This is a genomic window from Fluctibacter corallii, assembly GCF_025751585.1.
In the GTDB taxonomy this organism is placed as follows: Bacteria; Pseudomonadota; Gammaproteobacteria; order Enterobacterales; family Alteromonadaceae; genus Fluctibacter_A; species Fluctibacter_A corallii.
Genome location: NZ_JAOWKX010000003.1, coordinates 196,792 through 223,724, shown reverse-complemented (window position 1 = coordinate 223,724; position 26,933 = coordinate 196,792). Strand labels below are relative to the sequence as shown.

Genomic DNA, 26,933 nt, shown 5'->3' with positions numbered 1-26,933 from the left:
GAAATTCACGCTGGCAAGTATACAATATTCGACCTTTTTTGCGATACCGGAGCAGGCAAACTAATGGCGCGATCAAAAACCAGTAAAAAGTGGATGGACGAACACGTTAACGATCCCTATGTGAAAAAAGCGCAAATAGATGGCTACCGGTCTCGCGCCAGCTATAAGCTGATCGAAATTAATGAAAAAGACGCGCTCTATCGCCCTGGCAGCGTGGTGGTTGATCTCGGCTCCGCCCCCGGCGGGTGGTCACAGATTGTCGCCCCGGTTGTGGGAGACAGCGGACGGGTTATCGCGTCAGACATTTTGCCTATGGATGCCATTCTCGGTGTCACCTTTATTCAAGGAGATTTTACCGATGAAGCCGTTTATGAGTCCATTTTACAAGCGCTAGACGGTGGGCAAGCAGATACGGTGATTTCAGACATGGCGCCAAACCTCAGTGGCGTTAAAAACACCGACCAATACGCTGCCATGTATTTGGTTGAGCTAGCACTTGATATGGCGCGCAACGTTCTAAAACCTGGCGGTAGCTTTTGCGCCAAAGTATTTCAGGGTGTTGGCTACGATGAATACGTAAAAGACGTGCGTAGTTCGTTTGAAAAAGTCATCGTACGTAAACCTGCTGCCTCAAGACCTCGTTCTCGCGAAGTGTATTTGGTGGGTAAAGGCTTTAAAGGGTAATAACACCGATTTGTGAGTAGCGCATGCTTATGTGCTACTCGCTGAAGCCATTACCCGCAGTACGCGGGATTCAAACACGACATTCTGACTTCCCTGCCCTTATTTTCGATCTTGCTTCATTCGCTTACTTTGCGCTTCTCGCTTCTCAGTCCGTTTTTCTTTACGATCGCGCTTATTCGGCGTAAGCGATCCCTCTTTAAAACGTTGTTTACGCTTCGCTTTCGCAGCAGCTTTTTTCTCTGCCGCCTCAGCCATTTCAATTTTTTCCTGAGCCACCATGCTGGGCGTCTCAAGGCTCACTCTGCCGAGCTTTCCAGATTGCAGTTCATTAATCAACACTTCACAAATTTTATGCAAATTCACTCGGCCACCGCGCATAATTGCGCCGCGCTGCTTGGCTGCCGCTTCTAAAAACGCTATTTCTGTATCCGGCAAGGTGTCGAGTTTAAAACGTGCTTTCATTAGATCCGGGTAGGCTTTGATTAAGTAATCCGCAGCAAAAAAGCCAACATCGTCATATTCCATTGCCGTATTTTTAACTGCACCTGACGCAGCCAAACGATAGATAGAATTCGGGTTTTCTAGCTTTGGCCAAAGCACGCCTGGTGTGTCGTACAACACAATACCGCTACCTAAATTAATACGCTGCTGGCTTTTCGTCACCGCAGGTTCATTGCCCGTTTTAGCAATAATACGATCCGCAAGAATATTGATAAGGGTGGATTTACCCACATTCGGAATGCCCGTTATCATGGCATTGATAGACTGAATCGACGCATTTTTTGCGGCACAGTGCTCACGAATTAACGTTAAAATATGTTTGCTTTCTGCGGGTTTATCACTCGTTGTGGTGATGGTAAATACACCGCGCTGGCTTTCTAACTCATCCTGCCACTGACGCGTGACATCAGGATCTGCCAAGTCAAATTTATTCAAAATTTTCAGACAAGGCTTATCACCTCGAATCTTGGCTATCTCGGGGTTTTCGCTGGAGTACGGAATACGGGCATCTAATACTTCAATCAGAATATCTACCTGACTCAAAGACTCTTTTATCTCTTTCAGAGCCTTGTGCATATGCCCCGGAAACCACTGTAACGCCACGCTTACTCACCTCTTATGTTTGCTTGCGCGTATTCTACTGTATTATCACAGTATTAGCACAGCCACGATTAAAATCGTTAATTCCCCCCCTTTCAATTGGACATTTTATCGCCAACCCTATAAAGTGCGCGGCCGCTGAATTAGAAACTTCAGTATCTGACATTTAATTTCCAATTTTTTTGAGACATTTCTTTTGATTACTACTGCGAATATTACGATGCAATTTGGCGCTACGCCGCTCTTCGAAAACATCTCTGCTAAGTTTGGCAACGGCAATCGCTATGGCCTGATAGGCGCGAACGGGTGCGGAAAATCAACCTTCATGAAAATTCTTAGCGGCGAACTTCAGCCCTCTACTGGCAATGTATCAATGGCCCCAGGAACTAAGCTGGGTGTTTTGAGTCAAGATCAGTTCGCGTTCGAAGAGATGGCCGTTGTAGATGCGGTCATCATGGGTGACAAAGAACTGTGGGAAGTCAAACAAGAGCGTGACCGCATTTATGCCATGGCAGAAATGAGTGAAGAAGACGGCATGCGCGTTGCAGATCTGGAAGTCAAATTCGCAGAAATGGATGGCTACACGGCAGAATCCCGTGCAGGCGAAATTTTAACCTCTGCAGGTATAGATGAAGCCTACCACTTTGGCCTTATGAAAGAAGTCGCTCCGGGCAAGAAAGTACGTGTGCTATTGGCACAGGCATTGTTCGCAGAGCCAGATATCTTGTTACTCGACGAACCAACCAATAACCTCGATATTTATACCATCAACTGGTTGGCCGAAGAATTAAACAAGCGCAAATCAACCATGATCATCATTTCGCATGATCGCCATTTTTTGAATTCAGTTTGTACTCACATGGCGGATATCGACTATGGTGAACTGCGGATTTTTCCAGGTAATTACGATGATTTCGTTGCCGCTGCTGCATTGATTCAAGAGCAGCTCCATCACGAGAATGCAAAGAAGTCTGCCGAGATTGAAGAGCTTCAGTCATTTGTCGCAAGGTTTTCAGCTAACGCATCAAAAGCCAAACAGGCGACCTCAAGGGCAAAACGATTAGAAAAAATTGAACTGGCAGATATAAAGGCCTCTAGCCGTCGTCAGCCTTATATTAAGTTCAGCCAACATAAAAAGTTGCACCGACAAGCAATCACCCTTGAGAACCTTGCACACGGGTACGGTGAATTAGAACTGTTTAGTGATGGTAATCTGCTATTAGAGGCTGGATCACGATTAGCCATTATCGGCGAGAATGGTGCCGGAAAAACCACCATGCTCAAATGTCTCACCCATGAGATCGAAGCGAAGGAAGGAATAATTAAGTGGGCCGAAAATGCGGCTATCGGCTATGTTCCGCAAGATAGCAGCAAAGAGTTTGACAATGATCTTACGCTATTCGAATGGATGTCACAGTGGCGCGGCCCTAAACACGATGATTTACAAGTGAAAGCCATGCTTGGGCGCCTCATGTTTGGCTCAGACGATTTTAATAAACAAGTGAAAGTTTGCTCTGGTGGAGAGAAAAACCGCCTGTTATTCGGCAAGTTAATGCTGAAAGACATTAATGTACTGATCATGGATGAACCCACTAACCACTTGGATATGGAGTCGATCGAAGCACTGAATAACGCCCTGTTAAATTTTGAAGGAACCGTTATTTTTGTCAGCCACGATCGTGAATTTGTTTCTTCTTTGGCGACACATATCATTGAAATAAAAGACAAAAAGCTGCACAACTTCACAGGCACGTATCAAGAGTTTATTGCTGCGTAGCGTGTGCGAGTTCCGCTCAGTAAAAGCGAAGAGCCGCGCGGCAACAGGAAAAACGAAAACGTGAGTAAATTGTTTGCTCACTTTTTCGTTGTGAACAGTCGTGGCCCGGTAAAGGTCATGAACCATCGCGATCGGACGACGAGAATCAAGCTGGGCCAAAGTGCCAAATGTACAAGGGCCCCACCAATTTTTCACTTTAGAAGCACATTGACAGATTAACAGCGCAACACCAGCTATTAACTCGCAGTTTTAATTGAATTTTCCAACCTAGCTTTTCTCTGTTCAACATTCATATAACGAACATTCACTCCTTCTAAATTAAGGTGTTCGATATGAAAGTCGTGAAGATCGCAATTAAAATAACAACAGAGTGACAGCGTAGCTTGTGCATCAGGATAATTTCTCGCAATGGAGTCAGCGTCCGTACCACTTAACTTTCCATCTACACTGAATTCACCAACTTGCCCTGATGAAAAAAGCGTCTTTTTAATAAATTGTTTATTTAATTTCACTCCACCACACCAAAAGTCAATTTCGGCCCGATCAAGCTCAATATCAAATGGAGTTAAGTTTATGATTTGAAAGTAAATAGTAAAATCACCTGATTCTGTAGTGTTAACAGAAACAGCATTGTGTCTTGGTCTTACATCAATATAAACAAGCTCTGAAAGTTTTTGCTTGTCAAATAGTTTCCGTAGAATAAATGTTGGCAGCCAACGCAATAAGCGCCAGATCTGTGAAATACCAATTGTTTCCATATCTTATTATTTGTTCCTTAAACTTAAGTATAATTAATATATCACTAACTATCTTCTTCGGGTTACCGATCATTACGGACGTGTCTATGCTGTAGCTTTTAAATGTGTTTATGGCGGAAAGTAATGAAGATGTGTTGTGAATACTATAACTATTATGGCGATCCCTTCCTTCTAGACAGTGGTGATGCTTTAGAGTTGAGCCCATCGGATACATTACAGACACAAAAAACCGACATACGTCGGTCTTTATAAGCGCTTCCTATTGAAAGGAATGGTACCAGAGGGCTTTGAACTTCAGAATATGTTCCATCAAGAATCGATTGAATATCCCAAATTCGTGTGTCCATAGTTAAAAGCCCGATCTACTGAAAGTAATTAATATGGTATTGATAAGTATGCGCTTGTTCAACGCCCACAACGCGCTAGTCAAAATTATAGCATTATCGCTTTCAGGTAATATTCGTAAGGACTTCATTTATACTTTTGAGAATATCAGGCGAGGTTTCATCGAAAAACTTGATCACTACCAATAAGCTGTAATTCTCTTTTTTAATTATGTACTTTGCCCTAAAAAAGGTTTTACCAGATTCCATGAGTTTTTTATGATAGTGATGATAAACGATGTTTTTTAGGCTGTTCTCAAACCCCAAGTAGTCTTCGTTGCTAGCTTCAAATACACTTATTTCAATTCTTTCCTCGACTTCTTCCATAACAGACTCGTTATGCTTTTCTCTTGCAATAACGTCGATATCTGGAGCAAACTCCTTGATGAGTATGCACGTATTGCGTCTCAAGTAATCGTTGTTTTCATTTTGAGGTATGAGCCAACAAGCGTTTGCGTTGATCGGCGATAGTGAATCTTCATCTAAATTTAAGTCTACCCACAGATTGGGTTGAAACGATACGGCAAATTTCTGAAATTTAACTTCACTCATTTTCTATTCCCATAATTTCGTTAGGTCAACATCGTCACTGTCGGGTCTGCTAGATTTACTCTCTAGTGTAGTGGTCGATAAAACCCAGACGCCTTTTTAGCTAATTCTTCGGCTTTTGCAGGTGGTAGTCCATTATTGAATTGATGCGGTCTTTCCCAGTTGTAATAGTTCATCAGGTAATAACCCACATCCCGTTTTAATTCATTAATCGAATGGTAGCCTGTTGATGGTATCCATTCGGATTTCAGACTTCTGAACACGCGCTCCATCGGACTATTGTCCCAGCAGTTTCCTCGACGACTCATACTCTGGGTCATCTTGTAGCGCCATAGCCTTTGTCTGAACTTACAAGAGCCGTACTGCGAGCCTTGGTCGCTATGGAACATCACACCTTTTGGCTTACCTCTTAGTTCATAGGCCATATCCAAGGCGCTAGCGACAAGCTCCGCATCCGGTCTATGCGACATGCTCCAGCCAATAACTCAGCGAGTATGCACGTTAATCACGACTGCTGCACAATGCTACGCTGAGCCTGTCCAGTAAATTGGGGATGTCTGGTCGCTCAACCTGTACATGTTTATAGGTATGCTTACCCAGCTGCTTGCTCATCAACCCTTGCTCAAGCATCAACCGAGCTACTTTGAATCGGCCCATGACAATCCCCTCATCGCGGAGCATATCAACAATGGTTCGTGCACCAGACAATTGACACGAGCTTCCAACTCTTGGATGCGCTGCTGGTCTGGCGTGAGTGCCTTCGCTATAGGAGTGTTACCATTTCGCTCAGATTCAAGCTGTTTAACCCATTTTCGCAACGTATTCTCATGCACATATACTGTACGTCCAGCTTCAACTAAGCTGTATCCTTGGTCAAGAACCAAACTCGCTGCATCTTGTTTAAATTCCAGACTAAATGACCGCCTTTGTCTTCTCATTGAACACCATTTAAAGTGTAATGCTACCACTTTAAATGGTGTTCGGGTTTAGTGTGCCACTACATTTTGGACATGAGCTGATCATCTTTATTTTGTTACTAATGAATAAAGGTTTGTTTGCTGCAATTTGAACTCCAAATAGAGCAAGTTATTTTCGAAAAGGACAGGAACAACTGCAAGCCTCAAATAAACAAAGCTTCTTTATTTTAATGGAACTATAGAGGTATAGCTGTTATGTGGTGTGGATTAATGTCTAGCGATTACGAACAACCTACACAGGATATGCACAGGAGCTGTTTACGATGGTTTTATTAACTAAAAAAGGTATTGGTTTGTATGTGCTTTCTGGTTAGGTGAATTTCATCTACATTTAGGCACAAAAAAACCGACATAAGTCGGTCTGTATAAGCGCTTCCTATTGAAAGGAATGGTACCAGAGGGCGGACTTGAACCGCCACGCCCGTGAAGGCAACGGATTTTGAATCCGTCGTGTCTACCAATTTCACCACTCTGGCACTGATTTTTCTTTTTCTCTATCTCCGAAGAGACAAGTGGGACGCATTATAGCGGTCATTTCCTTGCTTGCAAGCGTTTTATTGCGACTTGCTGTTAGTTCGAGCAAAAATCCACCACTAGTACCATGTATACGGTTTTCAACATCGATAAAGCTGCCAAGTACTCGCGGTTACTGTAAACTATCAGCTCAATGTAACACCTAGTAAACAACATGAGTAAAACGCAGTCTGATTTTCCCAGAGCGGGATTTATTCGTCGCTTAGCGGCAATGATATATGACGTTCTTGTCGCCGTAGCCGTAGGCGTATGTGCAGGTATGGTTATTATCGTTACGCTGATTTTAATGCTGGAAAATGGCGTGCTTGATATGCAAGGCTATGAACATACAAGCGATGTGATTCAACATTCCACCAGCTATAAACTAGTAATTCAATTGTGGATTGGTGCTTGGGTGTTAGGTTTTTTCCTTTGGTTTTGGCGAAACGGCGGCCAAACAATTGGTATGCGTGCATGGCGTTTGCGCTTGTTCAGCACCACAGAATCACCCATGGGTTACGGTAGAGCGCTTCTTCGTATTGTTAGCTCATTGGGAGGATTAGGCACACTGTTAGTATTATTTGATGTGAAGCACAAGCAATCTCTACAAGATCGCATCGCTAAAACTGAAATACTGGTGCTATCAAAAGATGCTAACCACCACAAAGCGTGGAAAACGTTACAAGACTAATAATACTTCGCCATTAAAACCACGCTCTCGGCTGGGCGTGGGCATTTATTAACAACCCTGCGAATAAGCTGGAAGAGGAGCAAGCTCCTCTTATGTGCATGGAAAAAAACTAAGGTTTCCGCAGGAGATGCGTGGCAATGCCCGCAAATACGACACTTGGGAGTAACGCACCAAGTACTGGTGGCAAATTGAACACTAAACTCATGGAGCCAAACACTTCATTGGCGATAAAGAAACCAAAGCCAGCCAACACGCCCATGATAATTCTTGCTCCCATAGTCACACTACGTAGAGGGCCAAAAATAAATGACAGCGCCATAAGCAGCATTACACCAATCGAAATTGGCTGAAGCACTTTGCGCCATAGCGCCAGTTTGTATCGCGCCGCATCCTGACTACCGCTCTCTAAATAGCTGACATAATCCATCAAGCCCCGAATCGACAATGCTTCAGGCTTTACCTGATAAACACTGAGCTTGTCGGGCGTTAACGAAGAATTCCATACTGCTTCACTGGAGGTTTGCGTCTGAATTTTAAAGTCCGCAAATTGCGTTGTGGCAACATCTTGCATCTCCCAAGCCTCATCCATGTATACAGCAGACTTTGCACTCATCACCTTTTTCAACGACAGAGATTCATCAAATTCATATACATCAATATCTCGCAGTATTGCGTTTGATACGACCTCGCCAATGCTCACGAAGTTATCGCCATCTTTTGCCCAAATTAATCGATCTGATGCAATTAGACTTCCGCCTGAAATAGCTTGGGCTTTTACTTCTTTAGCTTTAGCTTCGGCCTGAGGAGCAACCCATTCTCCTATCGCCATCACAAACAGCACCATAACAAATGCCGATTTCATGGCCGACTTAGTAATGTCCCACCGTGACATCCCTGATGCCTGCATTACCACCAATTCAGAATGACTTGCTAACAACCCCATGCCAACTAAGCCTCCGATCAGGGTTGCCATTGGGAAAAACTGCTCAATTTCTCGTGGTAGGCTCAGCAATACATACACAGCGGCGGCGGTCATATCATAGCTCCCCGTGCCAACGCGCTTCATTTGCTCAATGAACTTAATCAGCTCACTCAATCCCACCAAAACTGACAAACTAATAAAGGTCGTGCCCAGCAACGTGCGAGCAATATAGAGGTCGAGAATTTTTAACATTACTCTTTTCCTCCTATCGCGGCGCGTAACCTCACTCCAAGTGGCCGCCCTTTAACGATTAACGCCACACCTATGACCAAAATCACACCGTGCACCCACCATAACCCCAACGCTGGCGGGACTTTTCCGTCTTCCAATACCTTGCGCCCAGCCATAAGTAGCATGAAATACCCTAAATAGAGCATTAATGCTGGGAACATTTTGCCAAAGCGACCTTGTCTGGGATCAACTGAGCTTAGCGGCACGGCAATTAACACTAAGAAAGGCAAAGAGAGAGGAATCGCTAATCGCCATTGCAGCTCCGCCCATGCATCGAGCGAGTCGTCTTCAAGTAGCTCAGTGGTAGGGTATGCTGTCATTTTTCGACGTTTTTGTTCACCTTGCTGCTCACCAATTTGAATCTGATACTCATCAAATTCAACCACTTGATAATCTCGTTGACCACGTTCCCCTTCGTATTGATTGCCTTCGCGCAGCACCAGTTGCTGTGTGCCATCATCAGCTTGTTTAACTGTACCAGCATGGGCGTACACTAGATGTAAACTGTCGTTATCTTGTTTTTTATGTTGCGCTAAGAACACTTTTTGCAGACGTTCTTCACCAGTACCTATGTCGTGAACGAATATCACAGCATTTTGATTTGCTGTTTGCTGAAATCGGCCAGCAATAAGTGCGCTCAGTCCCGATTCAGCCCCTGCTTTTTCCTCCAACTGATATTCTTGTTCGACAGACAATGGTGCCAGCCATAATGTGAGAATAGCGGTAAACACTGCCATCACCGTTGCTAAAAACAGCATCACTCGGGTAACGTACCATTCACTGATGCCGCAGGCACGCATCACCGCCATTTCACTGTCGACATACAGACGCCCATGCGCGAGCATGATCCCCAAAAATAAACTGAGCGGAAGAATAAGCGAAGCCAATATAGGCGTACTCAGCGTGAGAAACCCAATCACCAAACTGGCGGGAATTTCACCTGCTGACGCCTCTGCGAGTACACGCACAAACTTCTGCGTAATAAATATAGCCATCAGAACGAGGAAAACCGCGACCTGAGACTTTAAAGTTTCTTTAAGTAAATAGCGAAATATCAGCACATTCAATCCAACGGAAAAGTCGCTTTTTTAGTGGCATGCTGTGAAATTTTAAGTAAACTTAACGTTTTCACAAGTTTATTTTTCTAAAACTAGCAAAAATAAGCCTTCAACAACCTGTATTTATAAGATTTTGTGTGGCCACTCAGGCCAAATTCAAGTACGGGACAATACGGTTAATCATGATATTCTGCATTGATGAAATGACATACATCACTCTTGTCGCTCATCATCGTAACACAATTGAGGAATTGGCATGGAATTTAGTGTAAAAAGTGGAAGTCCAGAAAAACAACGCAGTGCCTGCATTGTTGTTGGTGTTTTTGAACCGCGCCGACTGACTTCTGTTGCTGAGCAACTAGACGAGATTAGCGAAGGTTACATCAGCAATTTACTTCGCCGTGGCGACTTAGAAGGTAAGCCCGGTCAAATGCTACTACTACACCATGTTCCCAATATTCTCAGTGAGCGCGTGTTATTGGTTGGGTGCGGCAAAGAGCGTGAACTGGACGAGCGTCAGTATAAACAAATTATTGCTAAAGCAATTAAAACGCTGAACGAAACGGGATCGATGGAAGCCGTCTGCTTCTTGACTGAACTACACGTGAAAGGCCGTGACACATACTGGAAAGTCAGACAAGCCGTTGAAACAACGCAAGACACCCTTTACCGCTTTACTGCATTAAAAACCAAAAAAGGCGAAGAGCGCCGTCCGTTGCGCAAAATTGTGCTAAATGTGCCTACTCGTCGTGAATTGCCTATTGGTGAGCGTGCCGTCGACCACGGCGTTGCCGTGTCAAAAGGCATGGCAACTACAAAAGACGTTGCAAACATGCCACCCAATATCTGTAACCCGGCTTATTTATTGGAGCAAGCACAGAAACTAGAAAGTGAATACGATAGCTTGATCGTCGAGTCTGTCGATGAAGCACAAATGGCCGAACTGGGCATGAATTCCTATTTGGCTGTAGGGCGTGGCTCTGCCAACGAATCGATTATGACGATTATGCACCACAAGGGCGGTAAAGCCGATCAAGCCCCTATTGTACTTGTAGGTAAAGGCCTAACCTTTGACTCTGGCGGCATCTCTATCAAGCCAGGTGAAGGCATGGACGAAATGAAATACGACATGGGTGGCGCAGCAGGCGTGCTGGGTACCATGCACACCATTAGCGAGTTGAATCTCCCAATAAATGTTATTGGTGTTCTAGCAGGCTGTGAAAATATGCCTGATGCAAATGCATACCGTCCGGGTGACATACTCACTACTATGTCAGGACAAACAGTTGAAGTACTTAATACCGATGCAGAGGGCCGGTTGGTACTGTGTGATGCACTCACCTATGTTGAGCGCTTTGAGCCTGATACGGTTATCGACGTGGCAACCCTTACAGGTGCCTGTGTTATTGCTCTTGGCAAGCATGCAACGGGCCTATTGAGTTCTCACAATCCTCTTGCTCACGAACTGTTGAATGCATCTGAACAAAGCGGCGACAAAGCATGGCGCTTGCCACTTTGGGATGAATATCAAGAACAGCTTGAAAGCCCATTTGCAGATATGACTAACCTAGGTGGACGCTCAGCTGGTACAATTACCGCAGCCTGCTTCTTGTCTCGTTTTACTAAAAAGTACAACTGGGCCCATATGGACGTTGCAGGCACAGCGTGGAGTAGCAGTCCAATTAAGGGGTCAACAGGTCGCCCTGTCCCCATGCTTTCACAATTCTTAATGAATCGTGCTGGCATTGAAGCTGAAGACTAATTATGCCACGAGTGATTTTCTATTTGCTTGATGAAAGTCACATTGAGCAACAACCCGCTCAACAGCATATGGCCTGTGTGTTAGCCACACAGGCATATCGCCAAAAACGAAAAGCCGTGATTCTTTGCGAAAACAAAAACATGGCTGAGAATGTTGATGAGCTGTTATGGCAGCGTCCTGTTGACGCATTCGTGCCGCACAATTTGTCTGGCGAAGGCCCAGGCAACGGCACCCCCGTTGAAATTACCTGGCAATCACCGAACGCGATGAATCGCTCAGTACTCATTAATCTGGGCGCGCACATACCGGGAGAGTTACGAGGGTTTTCAACCATATACGACTTCGTGCCCGTCAACGATGACGAGAAACAACAGGCACGAGAAAGATATAAGCAATACCGAGCGGCAGGGTGTCAACTTGATACGTTGCCAGCCAAAACCGTATTAGAGAGTACCGATGGATAAGACTTTTAATCCACAAGCAATTGAACAGAAACGCTACCAAGCGTGGGAAGATAAAGGCTATTTTAAAGCAAGTGGCCATGGTGACCCTTACTGTATTTTACTGCCACCACCGAATGTAACCGGTAGCCTGCATATGGGCCACGCTTTCCAGCATACCATTATGGATGCACTCATTCGCTATCACCGCATGAAAGGCGATAACACGCTATGGCAATGCGGTACTGACCACGCGGGTATTGCCACGCAAATGGTGGTAGAACGCCAACTCAATGCTGAGAACAAAACCCGTCATGATTTAGGCCGCGATGCATTCGTAGACAAAATCTGGGAATGGAAAGACCATTCAGGTGGCACTATTACCCGTCAAATGCGCCGTTTGGGCACGTCTCCAGATTGGGAGCGTGAAGCCTTTACGATGGACGATGATTTGTCAGATGCAGTGCGTGAGGTCTTTGTTCAACTGCACGAAGAAGGCCTGATTTACCGCGGTAAGCGTTTAGTTAACTGGGATCCGGTTTTACACACGGCGGTATCAGATTTAGAAGTGGTTAACGAAGAAGAAAACGGCCACATGTGGCACATGCGTTATCCGCTAGCCGATGGAAGTGGTGAGTTAATTGTCGCCACTACTCGCCCAGAAACCATGCTGGGTGACACGGCTGTTGCAGTTCATCCTGAAGATGAGCGTTACAAAGCCATGATTGGCAAAGAGATCAAGTTACCGATCACTGGGCGTTTAATTCCGATTGTGGCTGACGACTATGTTGATCAAGACTTCGGAACTGGCTGTGTAAAAATCACGCCTGCCCACGACTTTAACGACTATGACTTGGGCAAACGCCATAACCTTGAAATGATCAACGTCTTTACCGCAGACGCCAAAATCAATGATGTAGCACCTAAGAAGTATCAGGGCATGGATCGATTTGATGCACGTAAAGTCATTGTTGAAGATCTTGAGTCAGCAGGTCTGCTCGTTAAAATTGAAGATCATAAACTGAAGGTACCCAGAGGCGATCGTACTGGCGCGGTTATCGAACCTTATTTAACAAACCAATGGTATGTGGCTGTAGAGTCATTGGCAAAGCCCGCCATCGAAGCCGTTGAAAGTGGAGAAATTCGCTTTGTACCTGAAAACTGGAACAAGACATACTACCAGTGGATGTACAATATCCAAGACTGGTGTATTTCACGTCAACTTTGGTGGGGACACCGTATTCCTGCTTGGTACGACGACAATGAAAACGTATATGTAGGTCGTACAGAAACAGAAGTGCGTGAAAAGCACAACCTTGCAGACGACGTGTCGCTTAGACAAGATGAAGACGTGCTAGATACATGGTTCTCTTCTGCGCTTTGGCCGTTTGCCACCATGGGCTGGCCAAAAGAAACCCCCGAACTTGAAACATTTGTTCCTAGCTCAGTACTGGTGACGGGCTTTGATATCATTTTCTTCTGGGTAGCCAGAATGATCATGATGACAAAAAAATTCACTGGCAAAATTCCATTCAAAGACATTTATATCACTGGCTTGATTCGCGACGAGCAAGGCAACAAAATGTCAAAGTCGAAAGGTAACGTATTAGATCCTATCGATTTGATTGACGGAATCGAGTTAGACACGCTCGTTGACAAGCGCACCAAAGGCATGATGCAGCCACAGCTTGCAGAAAAAATTGCCAAGCGCACACGTAAGCAATTCCCAGAAGGCATTGATGCATACGGTACCGACGCGCTGCGATTCACCTTTGCAGCGATGGCATCCACCAGCCGTGACATCAACTTCGATATGGGGCGTGTAGAAGGCTACCGAAACTTCTGCAACAAGCTCTGGAATGCGTCGCGCTTTGTGCTGATGAATACAGAAGAACATGACACAGGCAAAGATGGGGGCAAAATGACCCTTAGCTTGGCCGACAAATGGATTTGGGCGCGTTTCCAACATACGTTAGCAGAGTTCGAACACGCCCTAAAAGACTACCGTTTTGATATTGCGGCACAGGCAGTATACGAGTTCACATGGAATCAATTCTGTGATTGGTACTTGGAACTGTCGAAACCTGTACTTAACAGCGACGCTAGCACCGATGCGCAAAAACGTGGTACTCGTCATACCTTGGTTAACGTGCTAGAAAGCTTACTTCGCCTCATGCATCCGTTTATGCCTTATATTACCGAAGAGATTTGGCAACGTGTTGCACCGCTTTGTGGCAAGCAAGGTGAAAGCATTATGGTTGAAGCTTTCCCTGAAATTGACGCCACCAAGCAGGACGAACAGGTTCTGGCTGATATCGAATGGGTGAAATCTTTTATTGTTGGAATTCGTAACATTCGTGGTGAGATGGATATTTCGCCTAACAAACCGCTGTCAGTATTGTTGAAGAACGCCTCAGAAAAAGACAAAGCCCGTCTTGCGCTGAGTGAAGGGTTCTTAGCCAAGTTGGCCAAGCTAGAAGCCATTGATTTATTAGATGCTAACGACAAAGGTCCCGCATCAGCAACGGCACTGGTTGGCGACATGGAAATCATGATCCCAATGGCAGGTTTGATTGATAAAGACGCAGAGCTCGCACGTATCGCGAAGTCTCTTGAAAAAATCGAGAAAGACTACGCCCGTACTGAAGGCAAACTGTCTAACGATAACTTCGTGAGCAAAGCGCCTGAAGCGGTTATCGCCAAAGAAAAAGAAAAACTGGAAGATTTCAAACGTCAAATAGACAAGCTCAAAGAACAAAAAGATACCATTGAGAATCTATAAGCCTTTCAAGCACTTTCAGTAGATAACTCCAAAAGCCGCAACATTGATTGCGGCTTTTTTATTACAGTGGTTCTACCCATTTACTACAGATTTCGTTGCTATCTAAGCCGTTGTATCCCTTCTGTTTTCTGCATTCAAAATTTCTTGAACTATACTGACCAGAGCAACGCTCACGCTGACTCAGTATTGCATGCGCATCGACCAACTTGGGAGCCAAATAAAGATTGAACATCCTTCTGGTAATCATTTGTTTACTGCTTTTGAGCCCAAAGTTAGATGCTCAGGTTACTACGGTGCTCTTTACTGCCGATATGCCCCTTGTCGACTCAACATCGCCGGGGGACTACCGCAAGCTCGCCACATTGGTAAAACAAGAGCGCAAGAAGAATCAAAACACATTGTTTCTATTTGGAGGAGGCTCCCTTGGGCCAAGCCCGATGTCTGCATTTGATAAAGGCGCGCATATAATTGATGTGTTGAATTCACTTGAACCTGATGCAATGGGCGTCACCAAACGCGAGTTTATTTATTTTGAGGACGAGCTGTCATTACGCAGCTTTGAAGCCGCCTTCCCTATTGTTGTATCTAACGTGTTTGATCCTATTACCAATGGCAATATTGATGGCCTGCGCAATTATATCGTGTTGGAAAGAAAAGGCTTTAAACTGGGGATTTTATCAATTTTAGACAAAAGCGTGATAAACGATTATTTGCTCCAACGACTAGAGATTACTGCCCCTCTTGAAGCCATCAATAATCATATAGAGGCGCTGCGTTCTGCTTACGTTGATGCCGTATTGGTTCTCTACTCCTACCCCTTTCCATTTATTGATGCATTACTTAGTGAAGGCAAAATTGATGCAGCCATTATGGCTTACTCTCAATATGTTCTACCACCTAATAGCCAGATATCGCACCCTCAAAACATCATCCATAACAGCATAGACAACGTAATCAAACTCACCTTTGAGCGATTGCCCCATCGAGTCGCTCAAAACACGCCCCCCCTGAGTATTAAACATACTCTAATACCGTTAGATAACTATCCCACCGATCCCGATGTATCAATGTTAGTGAAAGGTTACAGTGAGAGACTTGCAAGACTCTTAGACGAAGAAATCGGAGAAACGGCCAAACCTCTTTCTACACGCGTAAATGAAGTCAGAACGACAGAAAATGCGTTTGCAAACTTTCTCACTGACAGCTTAAGACATTATTTAGGCACCGACATTGCCATCGTAAATGGCGGTGCTATTCGAGGTGATAAAACCTATCCAGCCGACCATGTTTTCACCCGAAAAGATATCGCGATTGAATTGCCCTTTAGAACTCGGGTGACCGAAATAAAGATGACAGGCGTACAAATTCTTCAGGCTATTGAGCATGGATTGTCTCTTATTGAGGCCGTAAAAGGCAGGTTTCTGCACATTTCAGGGATGGAAATCACGTTTGATTCCAGCGAACCCGTTGGCGCGCGTTTAAAAACGGCAACAATCAATCAGCAGCCTGTCATCTTGGATAAAACGTATCGAGTGGCCACAACGAGCTATTTAGCAAGCGGAGGCGATGGGCACGAGGCCATTCAAGAGGGTAAAATCACAGAAGAGCATGCACGCATAACTCCATTACTGACAGATGTGTTGATTAGGGGGATTCGCTCGGAACGCAGGATTTCGCCAAGTCTTGACGGAAGGCTCATCGACGTAGGAGGCAACCATTCCTACCACTAAAAAGTTTCACTTTAGCTCGACAGACACCATCAAAACGTTATCGCAGCAATTACATCAGACTCGCGAAGAGTACCCACGCCTCTCTCTCAGGCGCATGCTGGTACTAACGTTAATTAGCGTGTTTATCCTCTTTATTCTGGTTACCAGCGTTGCGTATTTTCGTTTAGTCGATTTTCAACACATTTTATCCCACGTTACCGAAGAGTCGATCCCGAAACTGGCCGTCAGCGGGCAGGTGTACTCAGAGGTGAACAATCTCACCTTCATGACAGAAAATCTGACACGAGCAAACAATGAAGCCGCATTACGCATTTCTAATCAAGAAATTCAGCGTCTTATCTCGCACTTGCGCACTCTCGCCAGCACCTATGAAACCGATCCTTACCTGCTTCGTCAGTTGGATGCGCTGGAGCTAGAACTTAGCGAACTGTCGGAACTGGTTGCCTTAAGAATCAGCTACGAAACTCAGCTCAGTAACCAATATGAAGCGATGTATGCGCTATACGAAGAATTGTTATCGATAGCGGCGAGGCACGCCATTGAAACGGGGCAGGAAGATATTTTTGGCTGGCAACTTACCCTCGCCACTGTTGCTTCTGACGCTGGAAAAATTCGCATACAAAATCGTATCGGTCCAATTCGTGCACTCAGTAGAGAAATCGACACCAACATCAATGCACTTAAAGCAGTTTGGCGTGATAAAAGCGGAACAATGGGTATTCAGATTACGACATTATTAAGCGCTTTGGATGACACACTTAACGGCGATGAGGGCATCGCAAATACCCGTATTTTGCAACTTCAGTTGCGAGGAAGAACCCTTGGCCGCGGTAACTTTTTGCGCAATTTAATTTTAGACTACGCACAGAATGCTGAGCTTGAAGCCGGACGAGTTAATCGGCAAGTTGTGATCGAAACACAGAAAACGTCACAGAAAGTTAAACAACAAATACGGATTATCGGCATCGCCGCACTAATCACCACGATTATTATCGTGTCTATTTCGTACCTATTAAAAGTACGCGTCGTCAATCGTCTTGCTAATCTTAATCGCCATGTTCGTGCGTTGCTGCAAGGCAGAGATTCCCACCTTAGCCTGACTGGCAACGACGAAATCACTGATATTGCAGATACCTTGGATGTGTTTGTGTCTACTGTTGCCGAGCAAAACAAAATGTTATTGACCATGTCGATGTCTGATGGACTGACCGGAATACCAAATCGACGTGCATTTGACGAGCGTATCGCAATGGAGTTGGCAACGTGTAAGCGGCACGCATGGCCACTAACGGTCATTCTTCTAGATGTCGATTACTTTAAACTCTATAACGACAATTACGGCCACCTTGAAGGAGATAGCTGCTTAGTAAAACTTGCGCATGTGCTTGAAAAGCAAAAAATTCGTAGCACCGACTTTGTATGCCGTTACGGCGGAGAAGAATTTGCGGTACTGCTACCCGACACCGATCCAGAAGGGGCTGAACACTTTGCGAAACGCATAAAAGACGGTGTATTTAGTGTTGAAATCCCTCATGAACATAGCCCGATTTCGAACCGTATCTCTGTCAGCTTGGGCGTGGTAGTACATTATTTTACGCATGAAGATACCATCAGCGCACAAACCCTGCTGAAGATCGCCGATGACGCGTTATATAAAGCAAAACAAAATGGGCGCAACCAATATACGCTCGATGTGTCTGGAGACATTATGTTGGCAAAACAGCAGAGTGCGAATTAAAACGCGCCTTGTAGTCTTTGGCAGACATACCAAAACGTCGTTCGAATGCGCGCCGGAATACATCGACTCGACCGTAACCACAGGCCATACTCACTTGTTTCAATGACCACCTGTTTTCTACAAGTAATTGCCTAGCATAGTCTAGCCGCAGTGCCGTCACAAACTTAGCAGGCGTTGTGGCAAACTGCGCCAGAAATAAACGGTGGAAATTCCGTTCACTCATCCCTGCAAAAGCCGCCATCTCTTCCGTAGTAATTGTTTGTGAAATTCGCGACATAATCCAGGGCATCAAGGCATGAAATGGGCCATCGGAATGCTGTTGAAACTTCAAGGGTTCAGAATACTGAGCTTGATCTCCTGCTCGGCGATAATGTACCACCATGTACCTAGCAACTTTGGTGGCAATATCACGTCCAAAATCGTTCTCAATGAGTTTTAACGTTAAGTCTATACCGGAGGAAATACCTGCTGATGTCGCAATATCGCCAATATCTATAAATAATTCATTCGCAACGACATCAACGGCAGGAAATGCCTGCTGAAACGCTTGTGCGTATCCCCAATGTGTTGTGGCTCGACAACCATTCAACAATCCAGAGCCTGCAAGTAAAAATGCGCCCGTGCATACACTGACAATTTTTGTTCCTTGCTGATGTAAGCCCTTAGCAATATGACTAACACTATGCTGAAGTCGAATATCCTGACGCCCACGGCCGCCAGGAATAAAGAAATAGTCTAGGGGAGGCATATCTGCCAAGGGAACATCGGGCAGAATCATCAATCCAGTTTCGGTTTTTACCGCTGACTTTGACATCGCGACAGATACACACGTATACCCGACTTCAGGCAATATATCAGCTACCGCACCCAGCGCTTCCATCGGTCCCATGACATCCATACCGGTTACACCGTCATACAACAAAAAGCCCGCGGTCTTTCTTTTCATGTTTTCTCCATGGTAAAGCGACTTTTCAAAGAAACATGCACGCTTCTTTACACCGATTAGTCCATCATAATAAATCATCCTTTGTAAGAAATTGTCATTATTCAATAGAAACTGTTGACTCCCTAAAATTATGAGACTATTTTGATATCATTAAGATATCAATTAGGATGACATTATGTATATTGAGAAAAAAGGCTTTTCAACCAACGGCTATGCAGTCGTTGCAACATTCGTGGTACTTCATTTACTGTGGCTGCCATTGGTGGTCAGTGGCAATCTGCCTTGGGTTATTTTCGGTGGTGTGCTAACGCTACTTACCGCTGGGTGTTGGCTGGGGTTTTATATGGTTCAGCCCAATCAGGGAGTGGTTCTCACCTTGTTTGGCAGTTACGTGGGAACAGACCGACAAGACGGGCTACGCTGGTCTATTCCGTTTTTCCGTCGACAGCATTTGTCGCTGCGTATTCGCAATTTTGAAAGCGGAAGAATCAAAGTCAACGACAATCAGGGCAACCCAATCGAAATCGCCTCGATTGTGGTCTGGTCGGTTACCGATACTGCCGAAGCCGTTTTTGAAGTAGATGACTACGAAAGCTACGTCGCGATTCAAAGTGAATCCGCCCTTCGCAATTTAGCCAGCGGTTACTCTTACGACCCACTTGAAGAAGCTGACATTGCATTACGCAGCCACCCGATTGAAATTTCAGACAAGCTGCGCCATGAAATACAAGAGAGGTTAGGAAAAGCAGGTGTAACGGTGCACGAGGCGCGTATTAGCCATCTTGCTTACGCACAAGAAATTGCCAGTGCCATGTTACAACGCCAACAAGCCAGCGCAATCATTGCTGCACGACAAAAAATCGTTGAGGGTGCAGTCGGAATGGTCGAAATGGCACTAGAGCGTTTGCAAGAAAAAGAAGTGGTGGAATTAGATGAAGAGCGCAAAGCCGCCATGGTGAGCAACTTACTTGTGGTATTATGTGGCGATAAAGCTACCCAGCCTGTGGTTAACACTGGCAGTTTGTATTAATTTTAATCAAGGTAAGTTGTACCGTGTCTAAAAAAGCATTCCCACTTCGAATTCAATCAGACGTGCTTGCGGCTATGCAGCGCTGGGCTGACGACGATCTGCGGAGCCTGAATGCACAAATTGAGTATGTATTGCGAGATGCGCTCGTTAAACAAGGACGAGTTAAACTAGTGCAAAAAGTGGTCACTGAGGTTGTTCCCAGCGACCAAGAGAAAACCTAACCCTAACGTGTGTTAGACACCGTTAAGCTAAAGCGTCGCATTATTACGCGCCTCCAGCGCGTGAATGCGGTCGCGAATAGCATATAAAAACAGTAAGCTCGGTATCACCATCAGTGCGGTTAAGACAAAAAATGCCTGCCAATTCCCATCCATCCAATCCACTAACACACCGCTAGCCGACGCTAGAGACGTTCTGCCCAATACGCCTAGCGACGCCATCAATGCATATTGCGACGCTGAAAATGCCTGATTACACAACAAAGAAATAAAGGCGACTAACGCCACGCTGCTCCATGCAGCGGTAAATCCATCAACAAACACGGTGGCAGCAAATAGCGCCTTGTCTGGCCCCACTGCCGCCATCCACGCAAACATCAAATTACTAGCAGCCATAGCAATGCCACCGGTTAATAAACCTCGGTAAATGCCGTAACGTATGTTCACCATACCGCCGATAACGGCAAATACAATCGTTACCCACCAATTGAGCATCTTGGATATCGCGCCAATATCTGCATTACTAAAACCAATTTCTTTGTAAAACACGATCGACATGCGGCCAAGAAATGCTTCTCCCATTTTAAATAGGAAAATAAACATAATGATTGCTAACGCAAAGCGGGTTCCGTTGCGCGTAAAGAAGTCTCGAAACGGCTCAACCACCGTCACTAACAACCAGCTGTTAACGGCTGACCATTTACTGTCTACCTGTCCCTTTTCCTGTAGCCATTCCTCATATTCCGCCTCGGCTTTTTCCTGTGTTTTTTCCCGCTGCGTAATCGGCTCTTTCACCAACAACGCGTTGAGCATCAGCACAGCCATGATGGCAGCTAACACATAATAAATCTCAGACCATTGCCAATCAGGGCTGTCGGCAATAAAAAACGGAATAGCGCCCAAACCGCCATAGCCTGTCCACCAACCAGCGGTTGCCATCGATGCCGCCCCCGCCATTTTGTCTTTTTCATTTGGGTGGATCACGTCAATACGATATGCGTCAATTGCAATATCCTGCGTAGCCGATAGCAAAGCTATGCCAAACGAGACGATGGCAATCATGTACAAACTGTTTGATATATCCATGGTTGCCAGAATGCAGCAGCTCACCACAATGCCAATTTGCGTAGTAAATATCCAGCCTCGCCGAAGCCCAAGGTAAGGCAACTTGATTCTATCTAAGAGAGGCGACCACAAAAAATTAATAGAATATGCAATAAAAATAGAGCCAAAAAAACCGATTGCCGAACGAGAGAGGCCATCTTCTTTTAACCAAGCGGTCATGGCAGATCCAATCATGACCCATGGAAAACCACTGGCAATGCCAAATAAAAATACATTAAGTAAACGGCGATCACGATAAACGCGAAGAATGTGAGAAAATTGATGTTGCAAAAGAAAATCTACTGCCAGTTACACATAAAGCAATTGGATCATGTATGGCGATGTTAATCAATAAAATCAGAGAGATAATTTAAGGGCGAATGCCAATACAATCTAAAGGATATTCTCCTTCACCTTCTAAATAGTCAATACAGGTGGTTAATTCGTCTTTGAGATACGGGTCGTTCAGTAGTTTTTGTTCAGGCCAATAGTGCAGTTGATGAAGTAAGTGCCAGAACACACGCTCTTTTTGGCTATAGGGTTCATGTTCTTTGTCGATCACTTGAGCCCATTCCTCCATGGTGTCCCAGAAATACAGATCGACTTCCGTGTAGGGAATTCGCTGTTCCCAAAATCCACGAACATAAAAAGGGAGTTGCTTCGATTTTCGCTTTATAAAACTCTGTACGTTCAACTTTACTACCACATAAAAAGACCAAACTTAATGGCTCAAGTATAGTCTCGATTCGCTGAAAACGCCTTGCGTTAAGGCTTGGGAGTAATAAACGATTGAATTGGAAAAGGATTAGTGCAAATGCGGATCCTTCTCATTTACCATCCCATACTCGTTAACCAACCATAGATCGCTTTGCTCAAAAGTTCAAATTGTTCATGATCGATTCGCTGACCGGGCAGTTCTCGTTGACGGTAATGAAGTTTTAGTGCCTTATTGGCAGCAATATTTCGGTGTTCGGCAAATGCTAAGCTCCATGGGTTGTCCCATTGCGAATATACATCCAGCACGGGTACCGATGTTTGTGCCATATCCTCAACTAGCGCTAAGCTGCCTTCACGCTCTGGCCAGAACGGGCTAACTGCCACAAAAGCATCAGGCAAAGGTATCGCCTCTTCATTCAATAATGACAGCATCACCGCAGCAGTTGTGCCACGAGCAATGATTAAGCGAAACCCCGTATATTCTTCTGTGGCATTCAAAATGGCTTGAACCTGTAAACTCAACGCCTGTTTATGGGCATCTGATTGAGCGATGTCTAACAACGAGCCCACCGCGCGAGGGTGTTCAGGCTCAGGATTACTAGATTCAGATGGAGCATTGGTGTTGTCTGTTTTAGCACTTTCGGTTTGTTCTGTTACGGCGGTTTGTTCTTCGTCTGATGCGGGCGCGGGCGCAGCCGCAGCTTGAGAATCAGTATTTTCCTGTTGGTTTTGGCCAAACCCTTTAGGTATGCCATACATATCCCAAAACGGCGATGACGCAGACACTGTCGTATAACCATAGCGGTTCAGATTGGGCGACATGCGTGCCAAACTGTTGCCGTTAAGCGGATTCTCGCCAATGTCTCCAAGTAAAATGGCAATGCCTTGGTTGATCGGTTTATACCCCTCACGGATCACAGCAATAAATTCCCGCTCACCCGCAAGCAGCGTTTTATACTCACCTTGAAATAACGCGCGCTCAACATCAAAGTTCATTGCGCTCTCATGACCTACAGTTTGCGACTGAGAGGGCAGGCAAGACATCCAAAAAAGGCAAATTAGCAGTAGCATACGTTTTAAAAACACATCTGCCTCCTCTTGTTAATGCTGATTCACGCGGCTTTGCTTACCAGTTTATCGGTCAATTTATCACTAACTAAAGTGAAAACGGGCAGTCAGACTCGAAGGTTAACGTATCACCAGAACGAGGATGACTAAACGACAACATACACGCGTGCAGTTGTAGTCGTGGTGCCATTGCAAGTGCGTCTTCGTGGGCGTATAACCTGTCCCCTAAGATTGGATGCCCTAAGCTAAGCATGTGTACCCGCAATTGATGAGAACGTCCTGTTACAGGCTCCAAATCCACCAGTGTTTCACGCGCTGTTGCATGAACTTTCCACCACCGGGTTTTAGCCGGTTTTCCCCGCTCAAAGTCTACCATTTGTTTTGGGCGGTTCGGCCAGTCACAAATAAGCGGCAAGTCGATTTCGCCGCTATTTTCAGCCACCTCGCCAAACACCCGCGCACGATAACGTTTCGCGGTTTGTCTAAGCTCAAACTGCCGTGATATATGGCGATGTGCGTCTTTATTCAACGCCATCACCATCACCCCTGATGTCGCCATATCAAGTCGATGAACAACGGTTGCGGTGGGCAATACCCGTTGCACTCGTCCTTGCAGACTGTCTTTATGCTCAAGGGCTTTTCCAGGCACACTCAATAGCCCACTCGGTTTGTCTAACACCACAATGTCGTCATCTTGATAGAGAATCGTCAGATAAGGCGACATCGGCGGCGCATAATGTAGTAACGCCACACCCTCTCCTATGGATTGTTCACAACTAATCTAACGGCTTCAAGCACAACCGTGGCATCATTAATACAGCTCTGTAGGCCGTCAATCTGGTTGGTTAAGAAGGTGATTTCTTCTTCACGTACCGATGGGTTCACCTTTTTCAATTCTTGTAAACGTGTTAATTCAGCGCCAAGCGAGGCCTGCATGCGCTCTCTGGCCGCTTCTTTGATGCTATCCGCTTTAGTTTTGGCCATACTGTCAGCCACTGTTAAGGCCTGTTCAATTTGCCCGCGCAAAGCGCCCGTTAATTGCTGAGCAATCTTATTATTGACCTTCTTCAGATATTCAAATGTTCTGTCGGTTTCCTGACCTTTTGCATCAATGCAGACACGCACAGGCGTAGCGGGCAAAAAGCGTGGAAGTTGTAGCTGCTTTTGCCCTTTTCCAGACACCGTGAACAAACACTCTACCCAGAATATACCGGCAGGTAATGTTTTGTCAGACACCAGCCCGATAGCACTTTTACCCACAACGTCGGTTAGAATCATATCCATGGCATGATGTACCATTGGATGATCCCAACTAAAGAAATGAACATGCTCCATCGCTGTAGCCGTACTGCGCTCATAGGTAATAGTCATGCCTTCTTCATCAAGCCCCGGCAGTTGGGTATGCATAGACTCGGTAGGACGAAGCAAATAGCAACTGTCATCTTTTTCTTCTTGCAGAACGCCTACCACATCGAATAATCGCGTCATAAAGCGTTCTAGCGTGGGTGACTGCTCAGCATCCAGAATCTCAGACAAAAAGCCCTCAACACGCCCTTTACCTGAACTATTTAGCTCAAGTAACTTGTCTCGACCTGACTCCAGTTGCGCTTTTAACTCAGCGTGTAAACCAGCCGTTTTTTGAATCAGCGCTTCGACGGCTTCATGGTGTTTCGGTGCCAGAAGCGCCATAAACAGCTCTTCACACGTTTCTTCAAACACCGTCAACCCTGTTGGACACGTTTGTTCAAAGGCATTCAACCCGCGGTGATACCAATTCAGCAATACTTCTTGCGCCGTGTCATGGAAAAACGGCACGTGGATTTGAATGTTTTCGGTTTGTCCGATGCGATCTAGTCGGCCAATGCGTTGCTCTAACAAATCTGGCACCATGGGCAAATCGAAGAAAATAAGATGATGAGCAAATTGGAAGTTACGTCCTTCACTGCCAATTTCACTGCATATCAGAACCTGTGCACCGTCTTCTGATTGCGCGAAGTAGTTTGCAGCTTTATCCCGCTCAACAATCGACATTCCCTCATGGAAAACGCTGGCTCGAATGCCTGATTTCACCCGCAGTGCCTCTGATAACTGCAACGCCGTGTGTGCTTTTGAGCAAATCATTAAGACCTTCTCGCCTTTGAGCATATCGAGTTTTTCAATCAACCAATCTACACGAGGATCAAATTGCGTCCAATTTTCTACAAACTCAGGCATACGCTCCGGTGCTAAGCGTAATTCCAGCGGTGTCTCTTCATATATCTCGTCACTGAAAGTTGATGGCATTGGTAACGGATAGGTATGTAAATGCCGCGTAGGAAACCCTTCAATACCAGCTCGACTATTACGAAATAGCACCCGCCCTGTACCATGACGATCTAACAACGTGTGAATCAGGGCATCTTTTGCTTCATCTGCCAAGCTATTAATGTCTTCAGGCATCTCATCACCAGCAAAATGGGAAATAGCCTGAATGTGGGTATCGCTCAAAGTGTCACCCGCGAGCAAGGGTTCAATCGCACTCGCAAGCTCACTATAGTGTTTTTCTTCAGCAACAAAGGCTTGATAGTCATGAAAACGAGCAGGATCGAGCAAGCGCAAACGCGCAAAATGGCTTTCATGACCTAATTGGTCAGGCGTAGCAGTAAGCAGTAACACCCCTTTAGTGGCATTCGCCAACCCTTCAACCACGGTATATTCTTGTGATGGCTGACCTTCTGACCATGTAAGGTGGTGGGCTTCGTCCACCACCATTAAATCCCAGCTGGCATCCATTGCCTGCTGGTAGTATTGACTATTGTGAGTAAGAAAATCGAGACTACATAACACCAATTGCTCATCTTCAAACGGATTCCCGGCCTCGCCAGCCATGGCCTGGCAACGCGCTTCATCAAAGATAGAAAAAGCTAAATTGACACGTCTAAGCATTTCCACCAACCACTGATGCACCAAACTAGATGGCACCACAATCAGCACACGCTGAGCGCGCCCAGTTAATAGCTGCTGATGGATGATCAGGGCGGCTTCAATGGTTTTACCTAAACCGACTTCATCGGCCAGCAATACCCGTGGCGCATATCTACGTCCTACTTCCGCAGCAATGTGCAGCTGATGAGGAATCAAATCGACGCGCGCACCCACAAATCCCAGCATTGACGACGTCGCATGTGCATACTGATGGGTAAAACACGCCTCACGCAAACCAAACCATTTAGGGTGGTCAATTTGCCCTGCTAGCAAGCGTTTCTCTGGTTGAGCAAGCTGAAAATTATGATCAATAAACGTTTCTTTTAGGGTGACAACGTCTTTTGTGTCTAAACGCGAGCCTGTGTAGGATAACAGCCCTTTCTCTTCTGATACGGAGTCTACTACCAAGCTCCAGCCTTCATGACACTTTACTGATTCACCAATATCAAAGGTAATTCGCGATAAAGGCGCCGAACGACGTGCATAATTTCGACTTTCTCCGGTAGCAGGAAAAAGAATGTTCACACTTCTTTCATCTACTCCGACTATGGTACCTAAACCGAGTTCAGTTTCAGTCGTACTTAACCATCGCTGACCCAACGCAATTTCGTGATTACCTGACATGTGTTCTCCGTAGCTCAATTGACTTTCCCGCGAGACCGCTGCGGGGCGCGCAATTGTATACTATTCGTGACTACTTTGAATAAAAGTAGATGATAAACTGGGAAAA

21 protein-coding genes, 1 tRNA gene and 1 pseudogene are annotated in these 26,933 nt (G+C 45.4%); 10 read left to right on the top strand and 13 right to left on the bottom strand.

Annotated features, from left to right (window positions below):
- The first annotated feature begins 63 nt into the window (after window positions 1-63).
- Window positions 64-684 (top strand): 23S rRNA (uridine(2552)-2'-O)-methyltransferase RlmE, encoded by a 621-nt coding sequence (rlmE, locus tag OE749_RS07220; protein WP_263711747.1) that lies wholly within the window; start codon window positions 64-66, stop codon window positions 682-684.
- A 99-nt stretch (window positions 685-783) separates the two neighbouring features.
- Here the strand turns inward: rlmE and ylqF are convergent, their stop codons facing one another.
- Window positions 784-1,788, bottom strand: coding sequence for a ribosome biogenesis GTPase YlqF (gene ylqF, locus OE749_RS07215; RefSeq protein ID WP_263711745.1), 1,005 nt, complete (start codon window positions 1,786-1,788; stop codon window positions 784-786).
- 193 nt (window positions 1,789-1,981) lie between these two features.
- Between ylqF and OE749_RS07210 the strand changes: the two genes are divergently transcribed.
- Window positions 1,982-3,562 carry an ABC-F family ATPase gene (locus OE749_RS07210; RefSeq protein ID WP_263711743.1) on the top strand — a complete coding sequence of 527 codons (1,581 nt, stop codon included), beginning with the start codon at window positions 1,982-1,984 and terminating at the stop codon, window positions 3,560-3,562.
- A gap of 236 nt (window positions 3,563-3,798) precedes the next feature.
- On the opposite strand, the gene OE749_RS07205 is transcribed toward OE749_RS07210, so the two are convergent.
- From OE749_RS07205 to OE749_RS07190, 4 genes and pseudogenes are all read right to left on the bottom strand, one after another.
- Window positions 3,799-4,320, bottom strand: coding sequence for a hypothetical protein (locus OE749_RS07205; protein ID WP_263711742.1), 522 nt, complete (start codon window positions 4,318-4,320; stop codon window positions 3,799-3,801).
- A gap of 449 nt (window positions 4,321-4,769) precedes the next feature.
- The gene (locus OE749_RS07200) at window positions 4,770-5,255 is read right to left on the bottom strand and encodes a hypothetical protein (RefSeq protein ID WP_263711741.1); all 486 of its coding nucleotides are present in this window, start codon (window positions 5,253-5,255) and stop codon (window positions 4,770-4,772) included.
- A 62-nt stretch (window positions 5,256-5,317) separates the two neighbouring features.
- Window positions 5,318-6,190, bottom strand: a pseudogene (locus OE749_RS07195) (IS3 family transposase).
- Window positions 6,191-6,618: 428 nt separating this feature from the next.
- A tRNA-Leu gene (locus tag OE749_RS07190) sits at window positions 6,619-6,705 on the bottom strand.
- A 212-nt stretch (window positions 6,706-6,917) separates the two neighbouring features.
- Between OE749_RS07190 and OE749_RS07185 the strand changes: the two genes are divergently transcribed.
- A complete protein-coding gene (locus tag OE749_RS07185; RefSeq protein ID WP_263711740.1) occupies window positions 6,918-7,433 on the top strand; it encodes an RDD family protein in 516 nt (171 codons plus the stop codon).
- Window positions 7,434-7,542: 109 nt separating this feature from the next.
- On the opposite strand, the gene lptG is transcribed toward OE749_RS07185, so the two are convergent.
- Window positions 7,543-8,607, bottom strand: a complete 1,065-nt coding sequence (gene lptG / locus OE749_RS07180) for an LPS export ABC transporter permease LptG (protein WP_263711739.1) — start codon at window positions 8,605-8,607, stop codon at window positions 7,543-7,545.
- Entirely contained in the window at window positions 8,607-9,707 is a 1,101-nt protein-coding gene (gene lptF, locus OE749_RS07175; protein WP_263711738.1) for an LPS export ABC transporter permease LptF, read from the bottom strand. The genes lptG and lptF overlap by 1 nt, the downstream gene beginning before the upstream one ends.
- Before the next feature lie 253 nt (window positions 9,708-9,960).
- Between lptF and pepA the strand changes: the two genes are divergently transcribed.
- The 5 genes from pepA (at window position 9,961) to OE749_RS07150 (ending at window position 18,156) form a co-directional block, all read left to right on the top strand.
- Entirely contained in the window at window positions 9,961-11,466 is a 1,506-nt protein-coding gene (gene pepA, locus OE749_RS07170; protein ID WP_263711736.1) for a leucyl aminopeptidase, read from the top strand.
- A gap of 2 nt (window positions 11,467-11,468) precedes the next feature.
- Window positions 11,469-11,930, top strand: coding sequence for a DNA polymerase III subunit chi (locus OE749_RS07165; protein ID WP_263711735.1), 462 nt, complete (start codon window positions 11,469-11,471; stop codon window positions 11,928-11,930).
- Window positions 11,923-14,688 (top strand): valine--tRNA ligase, encoded by a 2,766-nt coding sequence (locus tag OE749_RS07160; protein ID WP_263711734.1) that lies wholly within the window; start codon window positions 11,923-11,925, stop codon window positions 14,686-14,688. Before OE749_RS07165 ends, OE749_RS07160 begins: the two co-directional genes overlap by 8 nt.
- Before the next feature lie 224 nt (window positions 14,689-14,912).
- Window positions 14,913-16,418 carry a bifunctional metallophosphatase/5'-nucleotidase gene (locus OE749_RS07155; RefSeq protein WP_263711733.1) on the top strand — a complete coding sequence of 502 codons (1,506 nt, stop codon included), beginning with the start codon at window positions 14,913-14,915 and terminating at the stop codon, window positions 16,416-16,418.
- A gap of 94 nt (window positions 16,419-16,512) precedes the next feature.
- On the top strand, window positions 16,513-18,156 hold the full coding sequence (locus tag OE749_RS07150) for a GGDEF domain-containing protein (RefSeq protein WP_263711731.1): 1,644 nt from the start codon (window positions 16,513-16,515) through the stop codon (window positions 18,154-18,156).
- Here the strand turns inward: OE749_RS07150 and OE749_RS07145 are convergent.
- The gene (locus OE749_RS07145; RefSeq protein WP_263711730.1) at window positions 18,125-19,102 is read right to left on the bottom strand and encodes a GlxA family transcriptional regulator; all 978 of its coding nucleotides are present in this window, start codon (window positions 19,100-19,102) and stop codon (window positions 18,125-18,127) included. The genes OE749_RS07150 and OE749_RS07145 overlap by 32 nt on opposite strands.
- A 175-nt stretch (window positions 19,103-19,277) precedes the next feature.
- Here OE749_RS07145 and OE749_RS07140 point away from each other — a divergent pair, with 175 nt between their 5' ends.
- Together OE749_RS07140 and OE749_RS07135 are read left to right on the top strand one after the other, a co-directional pair.
- Window positions 19,278-20,132: an SPFH domain-containing protein gene (locus OE749_RS07140; protein WP_263711729.1), complete on the top strand. Its 855-nt coding sequence runs from the start codon at window positions 19,278-19,280 to the stop codon at window positions 20,130-20,132.
- A gap of 23 nt (window positions 20,133-20,155) precedes the next feature.
- A complete protein-coding gene (locus OE749_RS07135; RefSeq protein WP_263712013.1) occupies window positions 20,156-20,353 on the top strand; it encodes a hypothetical protein in 198 nt (65 codons plus the stop codon).
- A 27-nt stretch (window positions 20,354-20,380) separates the two neighbouring features.
- On the opposite strand, the gene OE749_RS07130 is transcribed toward OE749_RS07135, so the two are convergent.
- The 5 genes from OE749_RS07130 to rapA all read right to left on the bottom strand — a co-directional run bounded on the left by OE749_RS07130 (window position 20,381) and on the right by rapA (window position 26,827).
- On the bottom strand, window positions 20,381-21,745 hold the full coding sequence (locus OE749_RS07130; RefSeq protein ID WP_263711728.1) for an AmpG family muropeptide MFS transporter: 1,365 nt from the start codon (window positions 21,743-21,745) through the stop codon (window positions 20,381-20,383).
- A gap of 79 nt (window positions 21,746-21,824) precedes the next feature.
- The gene (locus OE749_RS07125) at window positions 21,825-22,148 is read right to left on the bottom strand and encodes a hypothetical protein (protein WP_263712004.1); all 324 of its coding nucleotides are present in this window, start codon (window positions 22,146-22,148) and stop codon (window positions 21,825-21,827) included.
- A 137-nt stretch (window positions 22,149-22,285) separates the two neighbouring features.
- Entirely contained in the window at window positions 22,286-23,167 is an 882-nt protein-coding gene (locus tag OE749_RS07120) for an alpha/beta hydrolase family protein (RefSeq protein ID WP_263711727.1), read from the bottom strand.
- A 160-nt stretch (window positions 23,168-23,327) separates the two neighbouring features.
- Entirely contained in the window at window positions 23,328-23,963 is a 636-nt protein-coding gene (locus OE749_RS07115; protein WP_404828148.1) for a pseudouridine synthase, read from the bottom strand.
- A gap of 35 nt (window positions 23,964-23,998) precedes the next feature.
- Window positions 23,999-26,827 carry an RNA polymerase-associated protein RapA gene (gene rapA, locus OE749_RS07110; RefSeq protein ID WP_263711724.1) on the bottom strand — a complete coding sequence of 943 codons (2,829 nt, stop codon included), beginning with the start codon at window positions 26,825-26,827 and terminating at the stop codon, window positions 23,999-24,001.
- Window positions 26,828-26,933 lie beyond the last annotated feature (106 nt).